Source organism: Arcticibacter tournemirensis (assembly GCF_006716645.1).
GTDB classification, from domain to species: Bacteria; Bacteroidota; Bacteroidia; order Sphingobacteriales; family Sphingobacteriaceae; genus Arcticibacter; species Arcticibacter tournemirensis.
This window is the reverse complement of sequence record NZ_VFPL01000001.1, coordinates 1541174-1556615: the sequence shown is the minus strand read 5'-3', so window position 1 is coordinate 1556615 and position 15442 is coordinate 1541174. Positions and strand designations below refer to the sequence as shown.

At 44.0% G+C, this 15442-nt stretch carries 14 protein-coding genes; 8 read left to right on the top strand and 6 right to left on the bottom strand.

Translation table 11 applies throughout. The features are described from left to right. Positions 1-28: 28 nt before the first annotated feature. The 3 genes from BDE36_RS06765 to BDE36_RS06755 form a co-directional block, all read right to left on the bottom strand. Complete coding sequence (locus BDE36_RS06765; protein WP_141814254.1) at positions 29-544, bottom strand: hypothetical protein; 516 nt, start codon at positions 542-544, stop codon at positions 29-31. Between the two features lie 26 nt (positions 545-570). After that, positions 571-1974, bottom strand: coding sequence for an RtcB family protein (locus BDE36_RS06760; protein ID WP_141814253.1), 1404 nt, complete (start codon positions 1972-1974; stop codon positions 571-573). 350 nt (positions 1975-2324) lie between these two features. Continuing rightward, entirely contained in the window at positions 2325-3449 is a 1125-nt protein-coding gene (locus BDE36_RS06755; RefSeq protein ID WP_141814252.1) for an alkene reductase, read from the bottom strand. 113 nt (positions 3450-3562) lie between these two features. On the opposite strand from BDE36_RS06755, the gene BDE36_RS06750 reads away from it, so the two are divergent. The 4 genes from BDE36_RS06750 (at position 3563) to BDE36_RS06735 (ending at position 6694) form a co-directional block, all read left to right on the top strand. Further along, positions 3563-4006, top strand: coding sequence for a winged helix-turn-helix transcriptional regulator (locus BDE36_RS06750; protein WP_338080156.1), 444 nt, complete (start codon positions 3563-3565; stop codon positions 4004-4006). Positions 4007-4161: 155 nt separating this feature from the next. After that, positions 4162-4743 (top strand): dihydrofolate reductase family protein, encoded by a 582-nt coding sequence (locus BDE36_RS06745; RefSeq protein ID WP_244939607.1) that lies wholly within the window; start codon positions 4162-4164, stop codon positions 4741-4743. A 227-nt stretch (positions 4744-4970) separates the two neighbouring features. Further along, positions 4971-5792: a helix-turn-helix domain-containing protein gene (locus BDE36_RS06740; protein WP_235904323.1), complete on the top strand. Its 822-nt coding sequence runs from the start codon at positions 4971-4973 to the stop codon at positions 5790-5792. Positions 5793-5863: 71 nt separating this feature from the next. Continuing rightward, the gene (locus BDE36_RS06735) at positions 5864-6694 is read left to right on the top strand and encodes an NAD-dependent epimerase/dehydratase family protein (protein WP_141814250.1); all 831 of its coding nucleotides are present in this window, start codon (positions 5864-5866) and stop codon (positions 6692-6694) included. Positions 6695-6781: 87 nt separating this feature from the next. Here BDE36_RS06735 and BDE36_RS06730 read toward each other — a convergent pair whose 3' ends face one another. The 3 genes from BDE36_RS06730 to BDE36_RS06720 all read right to left on the bottom strand — a co-directional run bounded on the left by BDE36_RS06730 (position 6782) and on the right by BDE36_RS06720 (position 10595). Continuing rightward, a complete protein-coding gene (locus BDE36_RS06730) occupies positions 6782-8503 on the bottom strand; it encodes an alpha/beta fold hydrolase (RefSeq protein WP_161987565.1) in 1722 nt (573 codons plus the stop codon). 231 nt (positions 8504-8734) lie between these two features. Next, positions 8735-9655: a helix-turn-helix domain-containing protein gene (locus BDE36_RS06725; protein WP_141814248.1), complete on the bottom strand. Its 921-nt coding sequence runs from the start codon at positions 9653-9655 to the stop codon at positions 8735-8737. Positions 9656-9665: 10 nt separating this feature from the next. Further along, positions 9666-10595, bottom strand: coding sequence for an alpha/beta hydrolase family protein (locus BDE36_RS06720; protein ID WP_141814247.1), 930 nt, complete (start codon positions 10593-10595; stop codon positions 9666-9668). A gap of 341 nt (positions 10596-10936) precedes the next feature. Between BDE36_RS06720 and BDE36_RS06715 the strand changes: the two genes are divergently transcribed. From BDE36_RS06715 to BDE36_RS06700, 4 genes are all read left to right on the top strand, one after another. Beyond that, on the top strand, positions 10937-11341 hold the full coding sequence (locus BDE36_RS06715) for a hypothetical protein (RefSeq protein ID WP_141814246.1): 405 nt from the start codon (positions 10937-10939) through the stop codon (positions 11339-11341). Further along, positions 11338-12267 carry an IS3 family transposase gene (locus tag BDE36_RS06710; RefSeq protein ID WP_141814245.1) on the top strand — a complete coding sequence of 310 codons (930 nt, stop codon included), beginning with the start codon at positions 11338-11340 and terminating at the stop codon, positions 12265-12267. The genes BDE36_RS06715 and BDE36_RS06710 overlap by 4 nt, the downstream gene beginning before the upstream one ends. Positions 12268-12566: 299 nt before the next feature. Next, on the top strand, positions 12567-13139 hold the full coding sequence (locus tag BDE36_RS24120) for a LuxR C-terminal-related transcriptional regulator (protein ID WP_244939606.1): 573 nt from the start codon (positions 12567-12569) through the stop codon (positions 13137-13139). A 267-nt stretch (positions 13140-13406) separates the two neighbouring features. After that, positions 13407-14948: an IS1182 family transposase gene (locus BDE36_RS06700; RefSeq protein WP_141813451.1), complete on the top strand. Its 1542-nt coding sequence runs from the start codon at positions 13407-13409 to the stop codon at positions 14946-14948. Positions 14949-15442: the final 494 nt, after the last annotated feature.

The window sequence follows — 15442 nt, the reverse complement described above, 5'->3', positions numbered from 1 at the left end:
TGGCACAGGTTAACCTGCGCCATTGAATTTAATAATTATATACAAATTTAGCTTCCCTTGAAATTTTATCTCTCACACGCTCTATGTCTGCTTTTGAATCCTCTGCGTCCTCTTTTTCTAAAGAACACACATAAGCCTTTTTATAACACTCGAGCGCAGCATTCCAATTTTGACATTTTTCTTCAAGAAGCCCCAGTTGCTGATAAATCAGTCTTTGCTGTACTCCTGCGACCAATATCGCTTTAGAAGCAATAACCTTTGCCTTCTTTTCCATATTGAGGAAGACAAGAAGCTTCATAAAATCCTCGTATACATCCGGAAAACCTGGTTCCGCTTCGATACATTGGCTGAAATAATAACCTGCAGCCTGATAATCCTTGATATAATAGTAATTAATAATCCCCAACTGAAAATACGCCCTGGCATAAGTCGCATCAGTTGCTATAAGTCCGTTAAATAGCTGAAGAGCCTTCGCAGTTTCTCCGTATCTTAACTCTTCTACTGCTTGTACGTATCGCTCCTCAATCGTACAATAAATGTCCATTTCTTTCTTTTTAAAATCGTTATTATTCAATCTTTACTCATCCTCACAAATTTGGGATAAAAAACACCCTCCGGAACTACCAGAGTACTTTGCGACCTCATCACTTTTCCGATATCCTTATATGCCTGCGGATTTTCGTCGACATTTCCGCCTATAAGCGTTACTCCGGCATTCGACAAAAGCTGTTTCATGCCCGAAACTGTCATGCTGTCCTTTGCCTTTTGTCGGCTCATCGCCCTGCCTGCTCCATGAGCGGCAGAATAAAGCGAGCTTTCAGTACCAAGACCCTTCACCAAATAAGCCGGCGCTGTCATACTACCAGGAATAATTCCGAGCTCATCCCTGTGGGCTGGAGTTGCGCCTTTGCGGTGTATAATCACTTCCCTTCCGTCACTCAATGTATCTTTCCAGGCGAAGTTGTGGTGATTTTCAACCGTTGCCAGCACTTCCAGACCTAAGGGTCTCAGCACGTTGTAATGAATCTGGTCATGGCATGCCTTTGCGTACTCCCCTGCAAGATTCATAGCCGACCAATATTCTGCTCCGTCGGAAGAATCCATATTCAGCCAGGCCAGTTGCTGTGCCTGCCGCGGAAGCTTGCAGTTATTCTTTGCAATGGCGGTGTACTCTTTTGCAATAGCAGCACCCAATCCGCGACTGCCAGAATGAGAAAGTAGAGCCACGTACTTGTTAGCGGGGAGTGCTAAACTATTCCCCTCGTGAAGCGTTATTTCACCGAATTCCACAAAGTGATTTCCGCTCCCCGATGTTCCTAATTGCTTCACCGCCTTCCCGTGCAGCCTGCGAAGCAAGGGCAGCGACTTAAATAAGGGGTTGTCCAGTACTTCGTGTTCCTGCCTGAATTCCAACCCGCCGTCCATGCCAAAATGAGTGGAGCTACGCAGGGACTGTTTCAGTTGAAAATCGAACCGCTGCAGGTAGCTATCACCTGCGTCAAGAATTGACAGCCTCATCCTGCAACCAATATCCATCCCAATGCCGTAAGGAATCAATGCATTATCGGTAGCCAGCACTGCTCCTATCGGCAAGCCATATCCACTATGGGCATCGGGCATTAACGCACCTTGTATGCTAACCGGCAAAGTAAGGGCCAGCTCCATCTGCTTAATAGCCTGCACGTCCACATGGTTCGCCCCGTATATTCTTAATGGCGCTGCATTAGCTGACAAAGTAAAGCTGCGGGGCTTTATCTTATTCTCCCCTCCCACAAACAGCCGCGCTATCTTGCCAACGCCTTCATCCTGAAGGAATAACTCAGGGCTTTCTTTTATTTGCACCAGTATTTTCAGCTTCTCTTCGCTGGAAATGTGTTTAAAGTGCCTGTTAAATATAGTTGAGACAAGACTCCTTGCCTTGTTATCTGTATAACCTATTCTTGTTAAATCTTTTAGTTTTATTGAATTGTCCATATAGGATCTTCATTGCGGACAGCGTATAGCCATCCTGGTGTTTTACTTTGTGAAAAATGGATTATTAAATGAAGATATTCGTCCGGGAATGGATATACCTTTCGGCAATGCCTTGCATTAGCAGCTTGCTTATTTAAACCAATAAATAATGTGGATTAGCTCAGCAGCTAAGTCGAAAGGGCTATATGTGAATAAGCGAAGTCATAATTCCTGCGTATTAGAGATTTGTAAGGAATTTGCCGCAAAGGTAATAAAATATTTAAGATTAAACCAGAACATCAGTCACTAAAAGTTAAGCTTGCGCTTTACACAAGCTGCTCAACTATCGTTCAGAATCGGGCTCCGTTAGATTACGCAAGAGCAGAACCATCTACGGCCCGCGGATAATCGGTATATCCATTTTCGCCACCGGTGTAGTAGGTATCCCGGTTGCTTTCAGAAAGTGGCAGGTGATGTTCAAAGCGCTCAACCAAATCAGGGTTGGCTATGAAAGGCGCTCCAAAAGATACCAGATCTGCAATACCTTCGTTCAAGATTGCGTTACCGCTTTCCTGCGTGAAGCCCATGTTTGCCATCAGCCTACCGCTATAATTTCTGCGGAAATGACTGAAATAGTTGTCCTGCAATACCTCTACCGGCGTTCCAGTTAAGTCTTCTGCCGGTCCCACAATGTGCAGATAGGCGAGATTGTAACCACTCAGCTTTTTAAGAATATACTGAAAAAGTGGAATCGTTTCCACATCGGGCGTCATGATACCCACATTACTGATCGCTACCGGCGTAAACTTGATGGACACACGCGTGCTACCCCAAACTTCTATGATGGCATCCAGAATCTCGAACACAATGCGCGCACGGTTTTCTATGTTGCCACCGTATTCGTCTGTACGCTGATTCGTTGCCAGACTCAAAAATTGAGGAATCAGCATTCCTGTCTGTGCGTGTACTTCAACGCCGTCAAATCCGGCTTCCTTAGCATTTTGAGCAGCATGTTTGTAATCCTGTACCGTTTGTTTGATTTCAGTAACGGTAAATTCCCGCGGTGTCAGGGAATCTTTGAATCCCTCAGGTGTAAATGATTTCGTTTTGGGATTAATGGCCGATGGGCCCGCAGGCAATTCGCCGTCAAAGAAATCAGGATGGGATGCGGAGCCTATATGACCAAGCTGGGAGAAGATTAAACCACCTTTGTCATGTACAGCTTTAGTCACCAATTTCCATCCCTCAACCTGCTCCCGGGTATAGATGCCCGGTACATTAATAAAGCCAATAGACCTCGGGTTAACCCATGTACCTTCGCTGAGAATTAAGCCTGCTGAAGCGCGTTGCGCATAGTATTCGGCCATCAAAGCGGTAGGTACCAGACCTGCATTCATGGCGCGTCCGCGGGTAAGTGACGACATTACGACCCGGTTCTTCAATCGTAAATCGCCTAATTGGTATTCCTCTAACAGTGGCTGTCTTACTTTTTCCATGACTTTTTTTTACACAAACCTAATACGGATATAGCAGCAGCACAATATGGGCGAAACTAATGGTATAGGGATAAATTTATCCCTTATGCCAAATTGAGGCACAATGCTTATTTTTGAATTGGGAGGATCAACTTATGTACGAAAGAAAAACACCCCTTACCATTGACTGCGGCCTGCACCTGACCAGGGAGGTGTTGAATGGCAAATGGAAAGCGGCCCTTCTCAATGCCATCTCGATGGATGTAAAACGGCCCAGCGAGATTTTGCGACTTTTGCCTGGCGCCACTCGCCGGGTACTGAACGTACAGCTTAAAGAATTGGAAGAGCATGGTATGGTAGAGAAAAAGATTTACCCCCAACTGCCGCCTAAAGTAGAATATTCACTAACAGAAATCGGTTGGTCGTTGATACCAATTATTGATGCCATGAACCAATGGGGCGATGCCAACCGGCAGTTTCTGGAAACAGTGATAACCCAGGATCCCAAGATCACTCAAACGTCGAAATCAGCCTGCCAGATTCATCGCCGTATGGCCATTGATCGGAAAATTGTATAGGTAGCTGTCGGCAGGTTGACAGGTGCAACTTGCCCGACGGATGATCTCCAACACATAACGAACCTAAGATTGACCTTTTCAGCATCCAAACTTTTATCTACTTGAACTATTTGGCTTAAAACACCCTTTTATTTGTCGCCAATGCCCCGATGGGAATGAAGCGTGTCACTTATTTTTGTAGTATGAGAAAGGTATCATTTTGCATGAACATTAGTCTGGATGGTTATTGTGATCACACACTGGGCGAGCCAAGCGAAGAGATGATGGAATATTTCGCTGGATTGATGGATGATGTAGATCTGCTTTTTTATGGTCGCGTGATGTATCAGCTCATGTTTCCGTACTGGGCCGATGTTGCGAGGGACCGTTCCGGATCCGCGGCTGAAGTCCGGTTCGCGGAGAGGCTCGTCTCCATTGACAAAGTGGTGGTGTCGCGATCCCTGGAAAACGTTGAGGGCAACACAACGATCATACGGAATGACCCGACAGCGGAACTACGAAAGCTGAAACAACAGCCCGGCAAAACGATTTCGGTTGACACCGTAAGCATGTTACCGGAACTGATGGCAGCTGGCCTGGTGGATGAATTCCATATGGTGGTGCATCCTGTCATGGCGGGCAATGGCAGACATCTGCTGGATGCCGGCAGCCTTCCGGAGAACTTTAAGCTGGAACTGGCAGAAACGCTGATCTTCAAAAACGGATGCGTAGCGCTTCATTATCGCAAAAGGGAGTAAGGTGCTAACCGTGCGAGAAAGCATGACTACCTGGCCCTCTGCCAAGTGTTGTATCGATGATGCGACAACCTATGCCTGTTGAGAAACTCCAGCATAGCACAATCTGCTCGCCGGACGAATACCCTATTTTCACAAACTAAAACACTGCACCAAAGGGTACTTGCCTATTTGCTTCGACAGAATGCCTATTTTTGAGTATGGGAAAAAATGATCCGTCGTTGAAAAACATGAGCCAGAACAAACAGTTGCCGATCCGTATGGTATCACCCGGTTTTGGACATTTGTCAGCTGAAAATGCTAAAATTCACGGACTGACAAAACGATTGCCCTACTACTTATTTTTGTTCGTATCGGATGGCTCCAGCAAGCATGGCGTTGACCTTGAAAAGTTCGATATTGGCAAAAACGAGTTGCTCTTTTTCCTGCCTCATCAGATTCAACAGTTGCCGTCGGCGCATGGAAACGATTACTATAAACTGGGATTTGACGAAGAGTGCCTGTTCAGGCTACCGAGGCAATACTCCTTTCTTCTTGACCCGCTTAATCAACCAAAGATAGGTTTTGAACCTGCTGCTTCTGCCAGGCTTAAAGCCATCTTCAAAATACTTCAGGAACTTTTAAGCACTCCGGACACCGACCCGGAGCTCATCCTCGCACATCTTAACAGTCTGCTTACTGAGATTAATACAGCGTACTTTGCAGCCGGGGATAAACCGGCAGAGGACAAGCTCTCCAAATTTATCGGCTTCAAAGTCTTCGTAGAAAACAATTTAACGGACCATCCAACCATCAGGCAAATTGCCGAAGAATTAGCCATGAGCACGGATAGCCTGTACCAGATCGTTAAACAGTATTCCGGCGTTTCTCCTAAAGAGTTTATCACCAATCGCCTTATACTGGAAGCGCGGCGACGGATGTATTATGGGGAGCGCTCAACAGTCAAGGAACTGGCTTTTGAGTTAGGCTTTAATGACCCTGATTACTTTTCCCGGCTGTTTAAAAAAGTGACCGGAAAAACGGTAGCCGCATTCTTTCAGGATTTGTCCTGAACTTGCCGGCTTTTGTCCGGCTGTAATAAATTGAATCTACTGAGCTTTGTTCATCATAAAACTCGTATGACATGAACGGACAAAGTAAAAAGATATTAGTTACCGGAGTAACAGGACTTGTAGGGGCGCGACTTTTACCACGCCTTGTTGATGCTAGATTTGAATGTTATGCCTTAGTACGCGGAGGCAAGGGTGTACCCGCGGGTGTAACAGCCATAGAGGGCGATGTGCTTGATGCTGCATCACTCACCGAAGCTGTAAAAGAAGTGTCGGCCGTTGTTCATTTGGCAGCCGTGTTTCGCACCCAGGATATAGACCTCATCTGGAAAGTAAACCTTGAAGGCACACGCAACCTTATTGATGCGGTAAAGATGCATGCACCAAACGCACGCTTCATACTGGCAAGCACCTCTAACGTTTACAACCATAACAATCCACACCCTGGCCGGGAGGATGATCCAGTCGAACCTCAACATCCTTATCCAGCCAGTAAGGTAGCAGCCGAAGCCGCATTACGCGACAGCGGATTAAACTGGTCAGTATTAAGATTCCCATTTGTTTATGGAGACGGCGACGGGCACCTGGAAGCGTTACCTAAACATATGGTTGCCGCGAAGTTTCATCCGGCCATGCGGATGAGCACCATCCATCATCGCGATATTTATACGGCTATGAAAATGGCTTTAGCCGGCGCAATGGACCAGCGTATCGTCAATATTTCGGATGAGGCGCCCACAACCATTTATGAATTGGTCAGGCTGGTTGGTGAAACCATGGAATCATCGTCTGAACCGCTGGAGAATCCGTGGCATCTTCATACGGACTGTTCGCTGGCGCGAAGTCTTGGTTTTCAGCCAACCGTCAGAACAGTTTACCAGGCTTTTCAGGAAAAGCTTTTTTAATGCAACACAAAAACTCGATCTCCACAGCCTTCGGAAGCAAACCGTCTCGCTAACGAAGTGTTAAGATCGGGTTTTAATTCGTTGCTTCTATTCCAGGCTATTTCCCGGCACCAGGCAGTCGAGCACGATTTTATTAAAAACTTTTGGGTCTTTAAGCGGAGCATAGTGGTCGCCACCCGGTATGATCTCGAGTCGGGAATTCTTAATAAGGGAATGAATTAACATAGTGTGTTGCTTCTTTACTACATCAAATTCACCGGCAACTACCAGTACAGGTGCCGCTATACGTTGTAACGCTGTATCGTCTATATGTGGTTCTTTCAAAACCAGATCAGCCAGGCGCATTTGATTTTGAGACTCCGGATCGGGTAGTTTCATTAAGCTATCCCTGCGATTTTTAAAGTCTTCGATAACATCTTCTTCTATAGCCTCGGGACCCGGAAACAGGTTTGCACCCATGAGCACCATTTTTTCTACATTTTCAGGATGGTTTAAGGCAAAAATCAATGCGGTATTTCCTCCGTCACTCCAACCAAGCAAGCTGGCCTTTTTTATAGATAGCGAATCCATTACCACCGAAAGGTCTTGAGCAAATTGTTCGTAAGTGTAGGGTGATGCACTATTGTTGGTGCTATTGCCCTGGCCCCTGGTGTCCAAAGCTATTACCTTGAAATGTCGCGATAGTGGTTCAATTTGTTCTCTGAATGAATTAATGCGCTCATTATTTCCATGCAGCAAAAACAACGGGCTGCCCTTGCCATATGATTCATAATAAATCTCACCTTCGTCAACCCGAATACGTTTACCCTGATTATTGCCGTATAGCAGGCCTTTTAACGAGGGGGTGTTCCCAATAATTTCGGCGTCCGTGTCCGGCAGATTCCCGGGTGTATCATCCTTACTATTCTTTATGGAGGATGCCTCAAGCTCTACGAGTAAATAAGATTTTGACACCTTTTGCCACGGAGCTTCTGCTTTAATCCTGTACAGGCTTGAGCGCAATGGACCGGGGAATGATGGTATGAAGAAAGTAGCCTGCGTACTATCTCCTGGCAATGGTTCTAAATTGAGGATGGCCAGAGAAACGGCTATTTCTTTTTGACCCTTTATATGTATGTGGTAAGGACGCAGATCTATACTTTCAGATCGGGGGGCGCGAGTCTCGGTGGTGCCATTTACGTCAAAGACCACATCTTTGTGAAGTATAGATTGATCCGGCAGTCCCGCTTTAACACTATAGATGTTCATTCTAAACTTGATCTTCCTAAAGGTTCTCCGGTTAATTTTAAAACTTAGCCTTCTTAGGAAAACATCCTGATCAATTTTCAGAATCGTAGCCTGCTCACGCCCTTTTTCATCGCTGTATTTCGGTATACTTTTATACATGGCGGGGAAAAATATAATACTGGCATTCGACCGCCCATAGGTCTTTATCTGCCCAGGCTTTGCTTTGACGTTTACAACTTCAAGCATTTGTGGTGATTGATAAAACTTGACGATCTTTTCTTTTGCTATAAAACTGTTCCAGTCCATTTTCACGCTTCGATAGCCAACAGCTGAAAAGAAAATGGAATCTTTGTTATCAATGTCTGTCCCGGCGTGGGAAAGTGAATATTGACCTATAGAATCAGAAACTGTGCCTATGGGTTTATTCTTAATTCCTATGCTTACATAGGGCAGTGGCAAACCAGTCTGGCCATCAATGGTTACTCCATTTAGCGTTTTGGATTGGGCTTGAGCACCTCTGCCCATAAAGTGCAGCACAGAAATAACAAGGAAAATAAACTGAAGGGATCTAAGTAAGAGCATAATAGGTTGACACATGAAATAACAGGATTGACGCCCAAATATTATCAAACGGTGATTAGGAACGAAAAAATTAACCTTATTTAACATCCATGGTTTTGGCAGACTCTGCAAACAGGGCCGTGGTCATTATCTCCAATGTATCCTGTTTCGACATTACCTATTTGATTTCCGTTATTTAGTATAAACAGACGTATGAATCGCAATTAGCCTTAGGTACGATAGTGTATCTCGTTATGCTTTATTAAAAGAACGCCTGAAATCCAGGGGCGACACACTGGTTTTGAGTTTGAACAGCTTACTAAAGGACTGCGGGTGTTCGAACCCTAATTCATAGGCTATCTCGCTTATCGAAGCCGGGCTTGCCGATAACTTTTCTTTTGCTTTTTCGATCAGGTGGTTATGAATGTGCTGTTGCGCATTTTGCCCCGTAAGAGATCGCAGCATGTCACCTAAATAACTGGTACTGACATTTAATTGCTCTGATAGAAATTGGACCGTTGGAAGCCCCTGCTTTTGTGCGTGCGACGACTGGAAGTAGGCGTGCAACATTTCTTCCAGCTTTTCAAGCAGATCGCTGCTTACCGCCTTGCGGGTAATGAATTGCCGGCTATAGAACCGGTTGGCATAATTCAGCAGCAATTCAATCTGAGAAATAACGACGTCCTGGCTGAAACTGTCGATTCTGTCTTTTAATTCTTCTTCAATGTTTTGAAAAACAGCAATAATGGTGGTTTTTTCTTTTTCCGATAAGTGCAGCGCTTCATGGATAGAATAGGAAAAAAATCCATATCCTTTGATCTTCCTGGCGAGTTCATAGCCAAGTAAAAAATCCGGGTGGAAAAGTAACGTATAACCAGATTGATCACTGAGTGGCGCATGGCCTCCCGTGATCTGATTAGGCGAAACAAAAAACATCCCCCCCTCGTCGAAATCGTAGTAATGTTGTCCATACTTGAACTTTCCCTGGAAGTTCATCTTATAGGAGATCTTGTAAAAACTCAATATGTGGGGACTGGGAAGTTTTCCGAGCGGAATGGTTCCTGATGCGTTATTGATCACACTTACCAATGGGTGCATCGGCGCCGGAATGTCCAGCGCCTTATGCAACCTTGATAAAGAACTGAATCTATGGTTAGACATTTCATCCTTCATATTGTCTGTTTTATAACTTACTTTCAATGCTGCCTAATGCACCCTGTACGCCGTTAAGGGTTTTTCTGGTTTCTTCCCAACTTTGGTCGTTCGGGTCGAATGTACTCCGAATATACGCAAGAATGCTCTCACATACAAAGGCAACGCGCTCCGGATTTTCATCACTTGTCTCGCGGGCATCATACCCTGATATGCCGCCAAAGATGTGTTCGGCGCCAAACACGGTCAGCAAATCCTTCGGGCCCGGACTGTGATAATAAGCGTCTGCACGCCAATTGTCCACATCAGAGAACATGAGGTTTATGTCCTTGTCCCCGTTCACAATGAGTGCTGGTAAAGTCATGGTACTGAAGTTGCCGGCCGCCAACACAGGATAGTGCTGTCTATTCACTCCGTTAAATCCTTCGGGTCCACCAGACGCGCCAATTAGCACCAGGGCCTTCAATCTTGGTTCAGTGGCATTCACTATTTTACCTGTTGCAGGGTCAGTTACCTCCATGCCAGCCAGCATGGCTACGGTCTGGCCGCCCATGGAATGTCCAACGGCAGCAACTTTTGTATTATCGACCCTTCCCGCTAACCCAGGTACCGTGGAAATAATTTCGTCTAGATGATCAAGGATAAATTTCATGTCCGTTGCCCGAGAACTCCAGAACAAGGGTGCTTCAGGAAGAGAGGACGAAAGTCCAAGTGCTCTGGAATTTTGATGAGTAGGTTGAATTACAACAAACCCTTTTGCCGCAAAAAAATCCACCATAGGGCCATATCCCCTGTACGAAGAGAGAAAGTTAGAGGGGCCATGCCCATGCGAAAGAAGAATAACTGGCAGGTTGTTTCCGTTTACGGGAGCAGACACTTTCATTTCGAGGTCTACGTGACGGCCGGGGACAGGTAATACAACCGGACTAAAGCTGATGATGGGTGTTTTTGACTGTTTCATTTTTTATTGATTAAATTTTGATATAGGCAAAGATCAGCACCCTTTAACTCCCCAGCTTAGTGAAATTGGGGTATTACTTAGCCAAACTCCGGAAAAGGCGGTTATCGGCAGATAAAAGAATGTTACAGGAAGAGTAATAGGCATTTTATTTACCTTAAACTTAAGCAAGGTACTTTGCCCTGCTGGCAAAGATCCGATTTCGACATTCATGTCTTTATATGCTTCTTTAAAGACAGATGGCAGTACTGCAAACCGGCTTTTAATATAGTTGAAAGGTGCATCTTCGGTATTTTAAGTGTTTTGTCTTGTCCTGAAATAGCTTTACATTAAATGTAAAGTAAATGGAAAAAAAACAGAGAAAGCGAACGGTAAAACCGCTCAAAAAGATCGGCAGATCTTATCCCGAAGAAGTCAAAAGAAAAGTTGTTGGAGAAATACAATCCGGTTTCCACAGCCATCGTACGGCAGCTAAGCTTTACGGTATGAGTCGGAATACTGTAAACGATTGGGTTGTTCAGTATTCTTTACTTAACTTGGATTCACTGAACTCACAAGAGGAATTTATGACAAAATCTACTGAAAGTTCAACCATTCGTCATCTTCACAGACAAGTTATCGAGTTACAGAAGGCTTTGGAAAAGTCTCAGTTAAAGGTGGATTCTTTGGAAACAATGATTAAGGTAAGCGAAGAGGAGCTGAAGATCAAGATCCGAAAAAAGCCTGGTGCCAAACAGTCAAGAGAATGAGGCAGAAACATCCCCATGTAGGCCTTGGGGAGCTCTGTGTACTGTTTGGCGTTACAAGACAAGCTTATTATGACGCATTCCACCATGCTGAGAAAACGTCGATTGCTAACATGATTGTTCTGACGTTGGTAAAGGAAATTCGGAGCGTGATGCCATTGCTGGGTACACGAAAGCTCCTGTACTTGCTGGAACCACAATTGAAGGAACATGGAATCAAAATTGGCCGCGATCAATTATTCGACCTGCTTCGATTTCACGGGCTAATGATCCGGCGTCGTAAGCGTATAGTTCGTACTACTGATTCTAATCATATCTTCAAGCGATATCCAAACCTGATAAAGGAACTTGTTATCACCGGACGAGAGCAGCTTTGGGTAAGCGATATCACCTATATCAGGACGATTCAAGGCTTCAGTTATCTAAGTCTGATTACCGATGCATATTCCCATAAGATCGTAGGTTATGCATTGCACCCGACGTTAGAAGCGACAGGTTGCTTGAAAGCTTTGGAAATGGCCATATCGACCTGGAAACATGAATCGCCATTTTATCTTATCCATCATTCCGACCGCGGAATTCAGTATTGCTGTGCAGAATACACCGAAACGCTTCAACGTTTCGGTGTAGCTATAAGCATGACACAAAGCGGTAGTCCTTACGATAATGCTTTGGCCGAGCGGGTAAACGGAATCTTAAAGAATGAATTCTTTCCAAAACGGATTTATCAAAATCATAAGGATGCACAGAAGCATGTATCCAGGATTATTGCTATCTATAACGAAAGCCGCCCCCACGGGAGTATAGATTATTTAAGCCCAGCGAAGGTTCATGAGAGTTTATCGGGTCCGATTCGCAAGCGTTGGAAACAATATAGAAGATATAGGAAGACAATTCCGGACGAAAATGAATTTGAACATTCAGAATAAAAATGAAACTCCGTATCCTTGTAAGGATATCTTAGGACTACCAGGAAATACCTGCAAAGTTTTTATAGGATTAATGGTCAAAACTGTAAAGTTTTTTTAGGACGAGACAGATGCCAGTTCTTACGGTTCAAATGATGCCATTATAGTTTGATTTGTCCATTACCATTACGGTTCGAATGGTGCCACTATCGAACAGGCATCTACTGAAAGAGAGCTATCGGGGCGTGAGGATTACGGTTCGTTTTGTGCCACTTTAATAGATCAAGGAAACTACCTTGCCGCTTAACATATACAGCGACATGGCCAATCTACTTGATCCGATGGATTTGAAACAAATAATAACACTACATCTTGATGGTACCAGCAACCGCAGGATAGGCTCTATATTAGGGATCTCCCGGAATACGGTTAACACCTATATGCAGATGTTTGAAGCAAGCGGCATCCCGCTGGATGAGCTCTTAGTCTTTGAGAATGCAGATTTATCCGAGTTGTTTTCCTCACATACCACTGTTGATACAGAACGGCATAACGAACTTATGTTGTATTTTGAAGGAGTCAACAAAACCCGCAGTCACCCGGGGTCCACTTTTTATAGACGAACAACGATCGACATTGACAAGCTTATTAGATTTTCTCAGTTGCTAAATAAGAATCTGTTCCTTTATTATCTTGATGAGGAACCTATCAAAAGCATGTTTGGAAAGGAGGAGCAATCTCTTCAAAAACAAATCATTGAGCTTGAAAACGAGCTGGCCTCAAAGAATGAGAAATTGAAGGATCTGACGGATATAATTGAAGCTCAGAAGAAGATCATCTCTCTTTACGAAGTTAAATCAGAAAACACTCAGAGAATAAAGAAAAAGCAATAAACCAAGTCCCCACACTTAACTTCCAAGAGAGCTACTCCCAAGAAAACACAGTTCCTAAAATCGGTATTTATTCTATCAGCTATTGAAAACATAAATAACGAAGCCAAGGCAAGCCAGATAGATGTGAACAAGAACGGAATGCGATGGTTCTTTTACAGCAGCAAAAAACTGACACACAACGACATAACCGACTCATCCAATGAGGGTGTCCAAAAAGTAAGGACACCCTTTTTTGTTTTCCCATTAATTCGTAAATTAATGGTGCTAATGAAAACAAGATCAAATGTACATTTTAAGGCGTTAACCTCGCAGCAGGTTGTGCTTTTTCCCTCGAACATAGGGGATCGGATTCCATCAGATCATCCTGTCCGTATTGTTAACCAAGTTGTTGAATCACTTAATATCGATGATATTCTTTCAGGATATAAAGGCGGCGGTACCAGCAGCTTTCATCCCAGAATGCTAATTAAAGTACTTTTCTACAGTTACTTCTGTAATATTTATTCTTGTCGAAAGATGGCTCAGGCCCTGCAGGAAAATATCCACTTCATGTGGCTATCAGGCAACAGTACCCCTGATTTCCGCACTATTAACGATTTTCGTGGTAAGCGGTTAAAGGATAAGATCCAGCATCTGTTTGCAGAACTGGTCCGTTTGATGGCTGATCTTGGCTATGTCAGTCTTGATATCCAGTATGTGGACGGCACCAAGCTGGAATCGGCTTCGAACCGGTATACCTTTGTATGGAAAGGCTCTACAGAGAAGAATAAAGCAAAGCTGGAAGAAAAAATAACCGGAGTACTTGGGGATATAGATAGGTCTATAAAGCATGATAAAGCGGAACTGGCCTCACCGGAAAAGCCAGGCGTTCCTGTAAGTTCAACGGAACTTAAGAACAGGATAGATGAACTGAACGGTCGTTTGGCAGAGCTGAACAAGCAACAAAAAAAAGAGGTTAAGAAGCTTGAAAAAGATGCACTTCCCCGACTTGAGAAATATGAAGCGCAACTGGAAACTTTAGGCACACGCAACAGCTACAGCAAGACCGATCAGGATGCTACTTTCATGCGGATGAAGGAAGACCATATGAAAAACGGCCAGCTTAAACCGGCTTATAATACCCAGATTAGTACCGAGAATCAGTTTATTACCAACTTTTCCATTCACCAGCGTGCCGGAGATACTGCCACTTTGACCCTCCACCTGGAGCAGTTCAAAGCACATTACAATAAACAATCAAAGAAAGTAGTGGCAGACTCAGGGTATGGAAGCGAGCAGAACTACCAGTGGATGGAGGATAATGATATTGAGGCTTTTATCAAGTACAATTACTTTCATAAAGAACAAAAACGCAGCTTTAAAAAGAATATATATCATGCCTCAAACCTGCCCTACGATGTGCAAGGGGATTACTTTATATGTCCGGCAGGCAAACGTATGATCAAAATGGAGGAATCTGAGCGCATCTCAGAGCTGGGGTATAAATCTAAGGTGAGCTGTTACAAAACAGAGAGCTGCCAGGGCTGTCCGCTCAGGAAAATGTGTTATAAAGGCGATGAAGACCGTAAAATTGAGGTCAACCATGCCTTAAGGGCCTTTAAGGAGAAAGTGAAGCAAAAGCTGTTAAGTGAAGAAGGTGTTAGGCTCAGAAAGAACAGAGCGATAGAACCAGAAGCTGTATTTGGTCAACTAAAAAGCAATAACAGGTTCAATCGATTCAGACTACGTACACTCCCTAAAGTAAATATCGAGTTCGGACTGGCCGCCATAGCACATAACTTAAGGAAAATGGCAGCAAAAGCTGCTTAAAAAGCCTAAATTGACGCGATTCATCATGATAACACAATGTCTATACGATCTAATGCAGCAATTAACTGCATTAAACATAAAGTGAAAAGCTATTTCATAAGAATCTGAAAAACTCCTACTCTCTTGTAAAAGGAAAGAGGGTGCCTTTTTGGACACCCCCATTTATAACTTTTGAGGAACGCATACTAATTGGATACTTCTGCTATATCAAGAATCCTCGCAAAAGCCTGTCGATCTAATTCTGCAACATAATGCTTTCTATATAGATAAACAATGAGATCTGCGACCAGCTAAATTGTCTCGGCACTGTCGAGACAATTTGATTCTTACGAAAAACGTATCGAAACCAATTCAATGCAGCAGTAGCCTTTCGCTCCAACATTTCCAGACGCGGCTGTCAACTGTCAAACCAACGTGACAACAACTTATTTGCCAGACGCATATCAGATTTACACAAAAAATAAAAACGCTATTCCGGAATTGTATTATTTTTA

Bases quoted from the DNA above. Each gene is read 5' to 3' on its own strand.
- BDE36_RS06765 (WP_141814254.1), bottom strand. From the start codon at position 544: ATGGACATTTATTGTACGATTGAGGAGCGATACGTACAAGCAGTAGAA.
- BDE36_RS06760 (WP_141814253.1), bottom strand. From the start codon at position 1,974: ATGGACAATTCAATAAAACTAAAAGATTTAACAAGAATAGGTTATACA.
- BDE36_RS06755 (WP_141814252.1), bottom strand. From the start codon at position 3,449: ATGGAAAAAGTAAGACAGCCACTGTTAGAGGAATACCAATTAGGCGAT.
- BDE36_RS06745 (WP_244939607.1), top strand. From the start codon at position 4,162: ATGAAGCGTGTCACTTATTTTTGTAGTATGAGAAAGGTATCATTTTGC.
- BDE36_RS06740 (WP_235904323.1), top strand. From the start codon at position 4,971: ATGAGCCAGAACAAACAGTTGCCGATCCGTATGGTATCACCCGGTTTT.
- BDE36_RS06735 (WP_141814250.1), top strand. From the start codon at position 5,864: ATGAACGGACAAAGTAAAAAGATATTAGTTACCGGAGTAACAGGACTT.
- BDE36_RS06730 (WP_161987565.1), bottom strand. From the start codon at position 8,503: ATGCTCTTACTTAGATCCCTTCAGTTTATTTTCCTTGTTATTTCTGTG.
- BDE36_RS06725 (WP_141814248.1), bottom strand. From the start codon at position 9,655: ATGAAGGATGAAATGTCTAACCATAGATTCAGTTCTTTATCAAGGTTG.
- BDE36_RS06720 (WP_141814247.1), bottom strand. From the start codon at position 10,595: ATGAAACAGTCAAAAACACCCATCATCAGCTTTAGTCCGGTTGTATTA.
- BDE36_RS06715 (WP_141814246.1), top strand. From the start codon at position 10,937: ATGGAAAAAAAACAGAGAAAGCGAACGGTAAAACCGCTCAAAAAGATC.
- BDE36_RS06710 (WP_141814245.1), top strand. From the start codon at position 11,338: ATGAGGCAGAAACATCCCCATGTAGGCCTTGGGGAGCTCTGTGTACTG.
- BDE36_RS24120 (WP_244939606.1), top strand. From the start codon at position 12,567: ATGGCCAATCTACTTGATCCGATGGATTTGAAACAAATAATAACACTA.
- BDE36_RS06700 (WP_141813451.1), top strand. From the start codon at position 13,407: ATGAAAACAAGATCAAATGTACATTTTAAGGCGTTAACCTCGCAGCAG.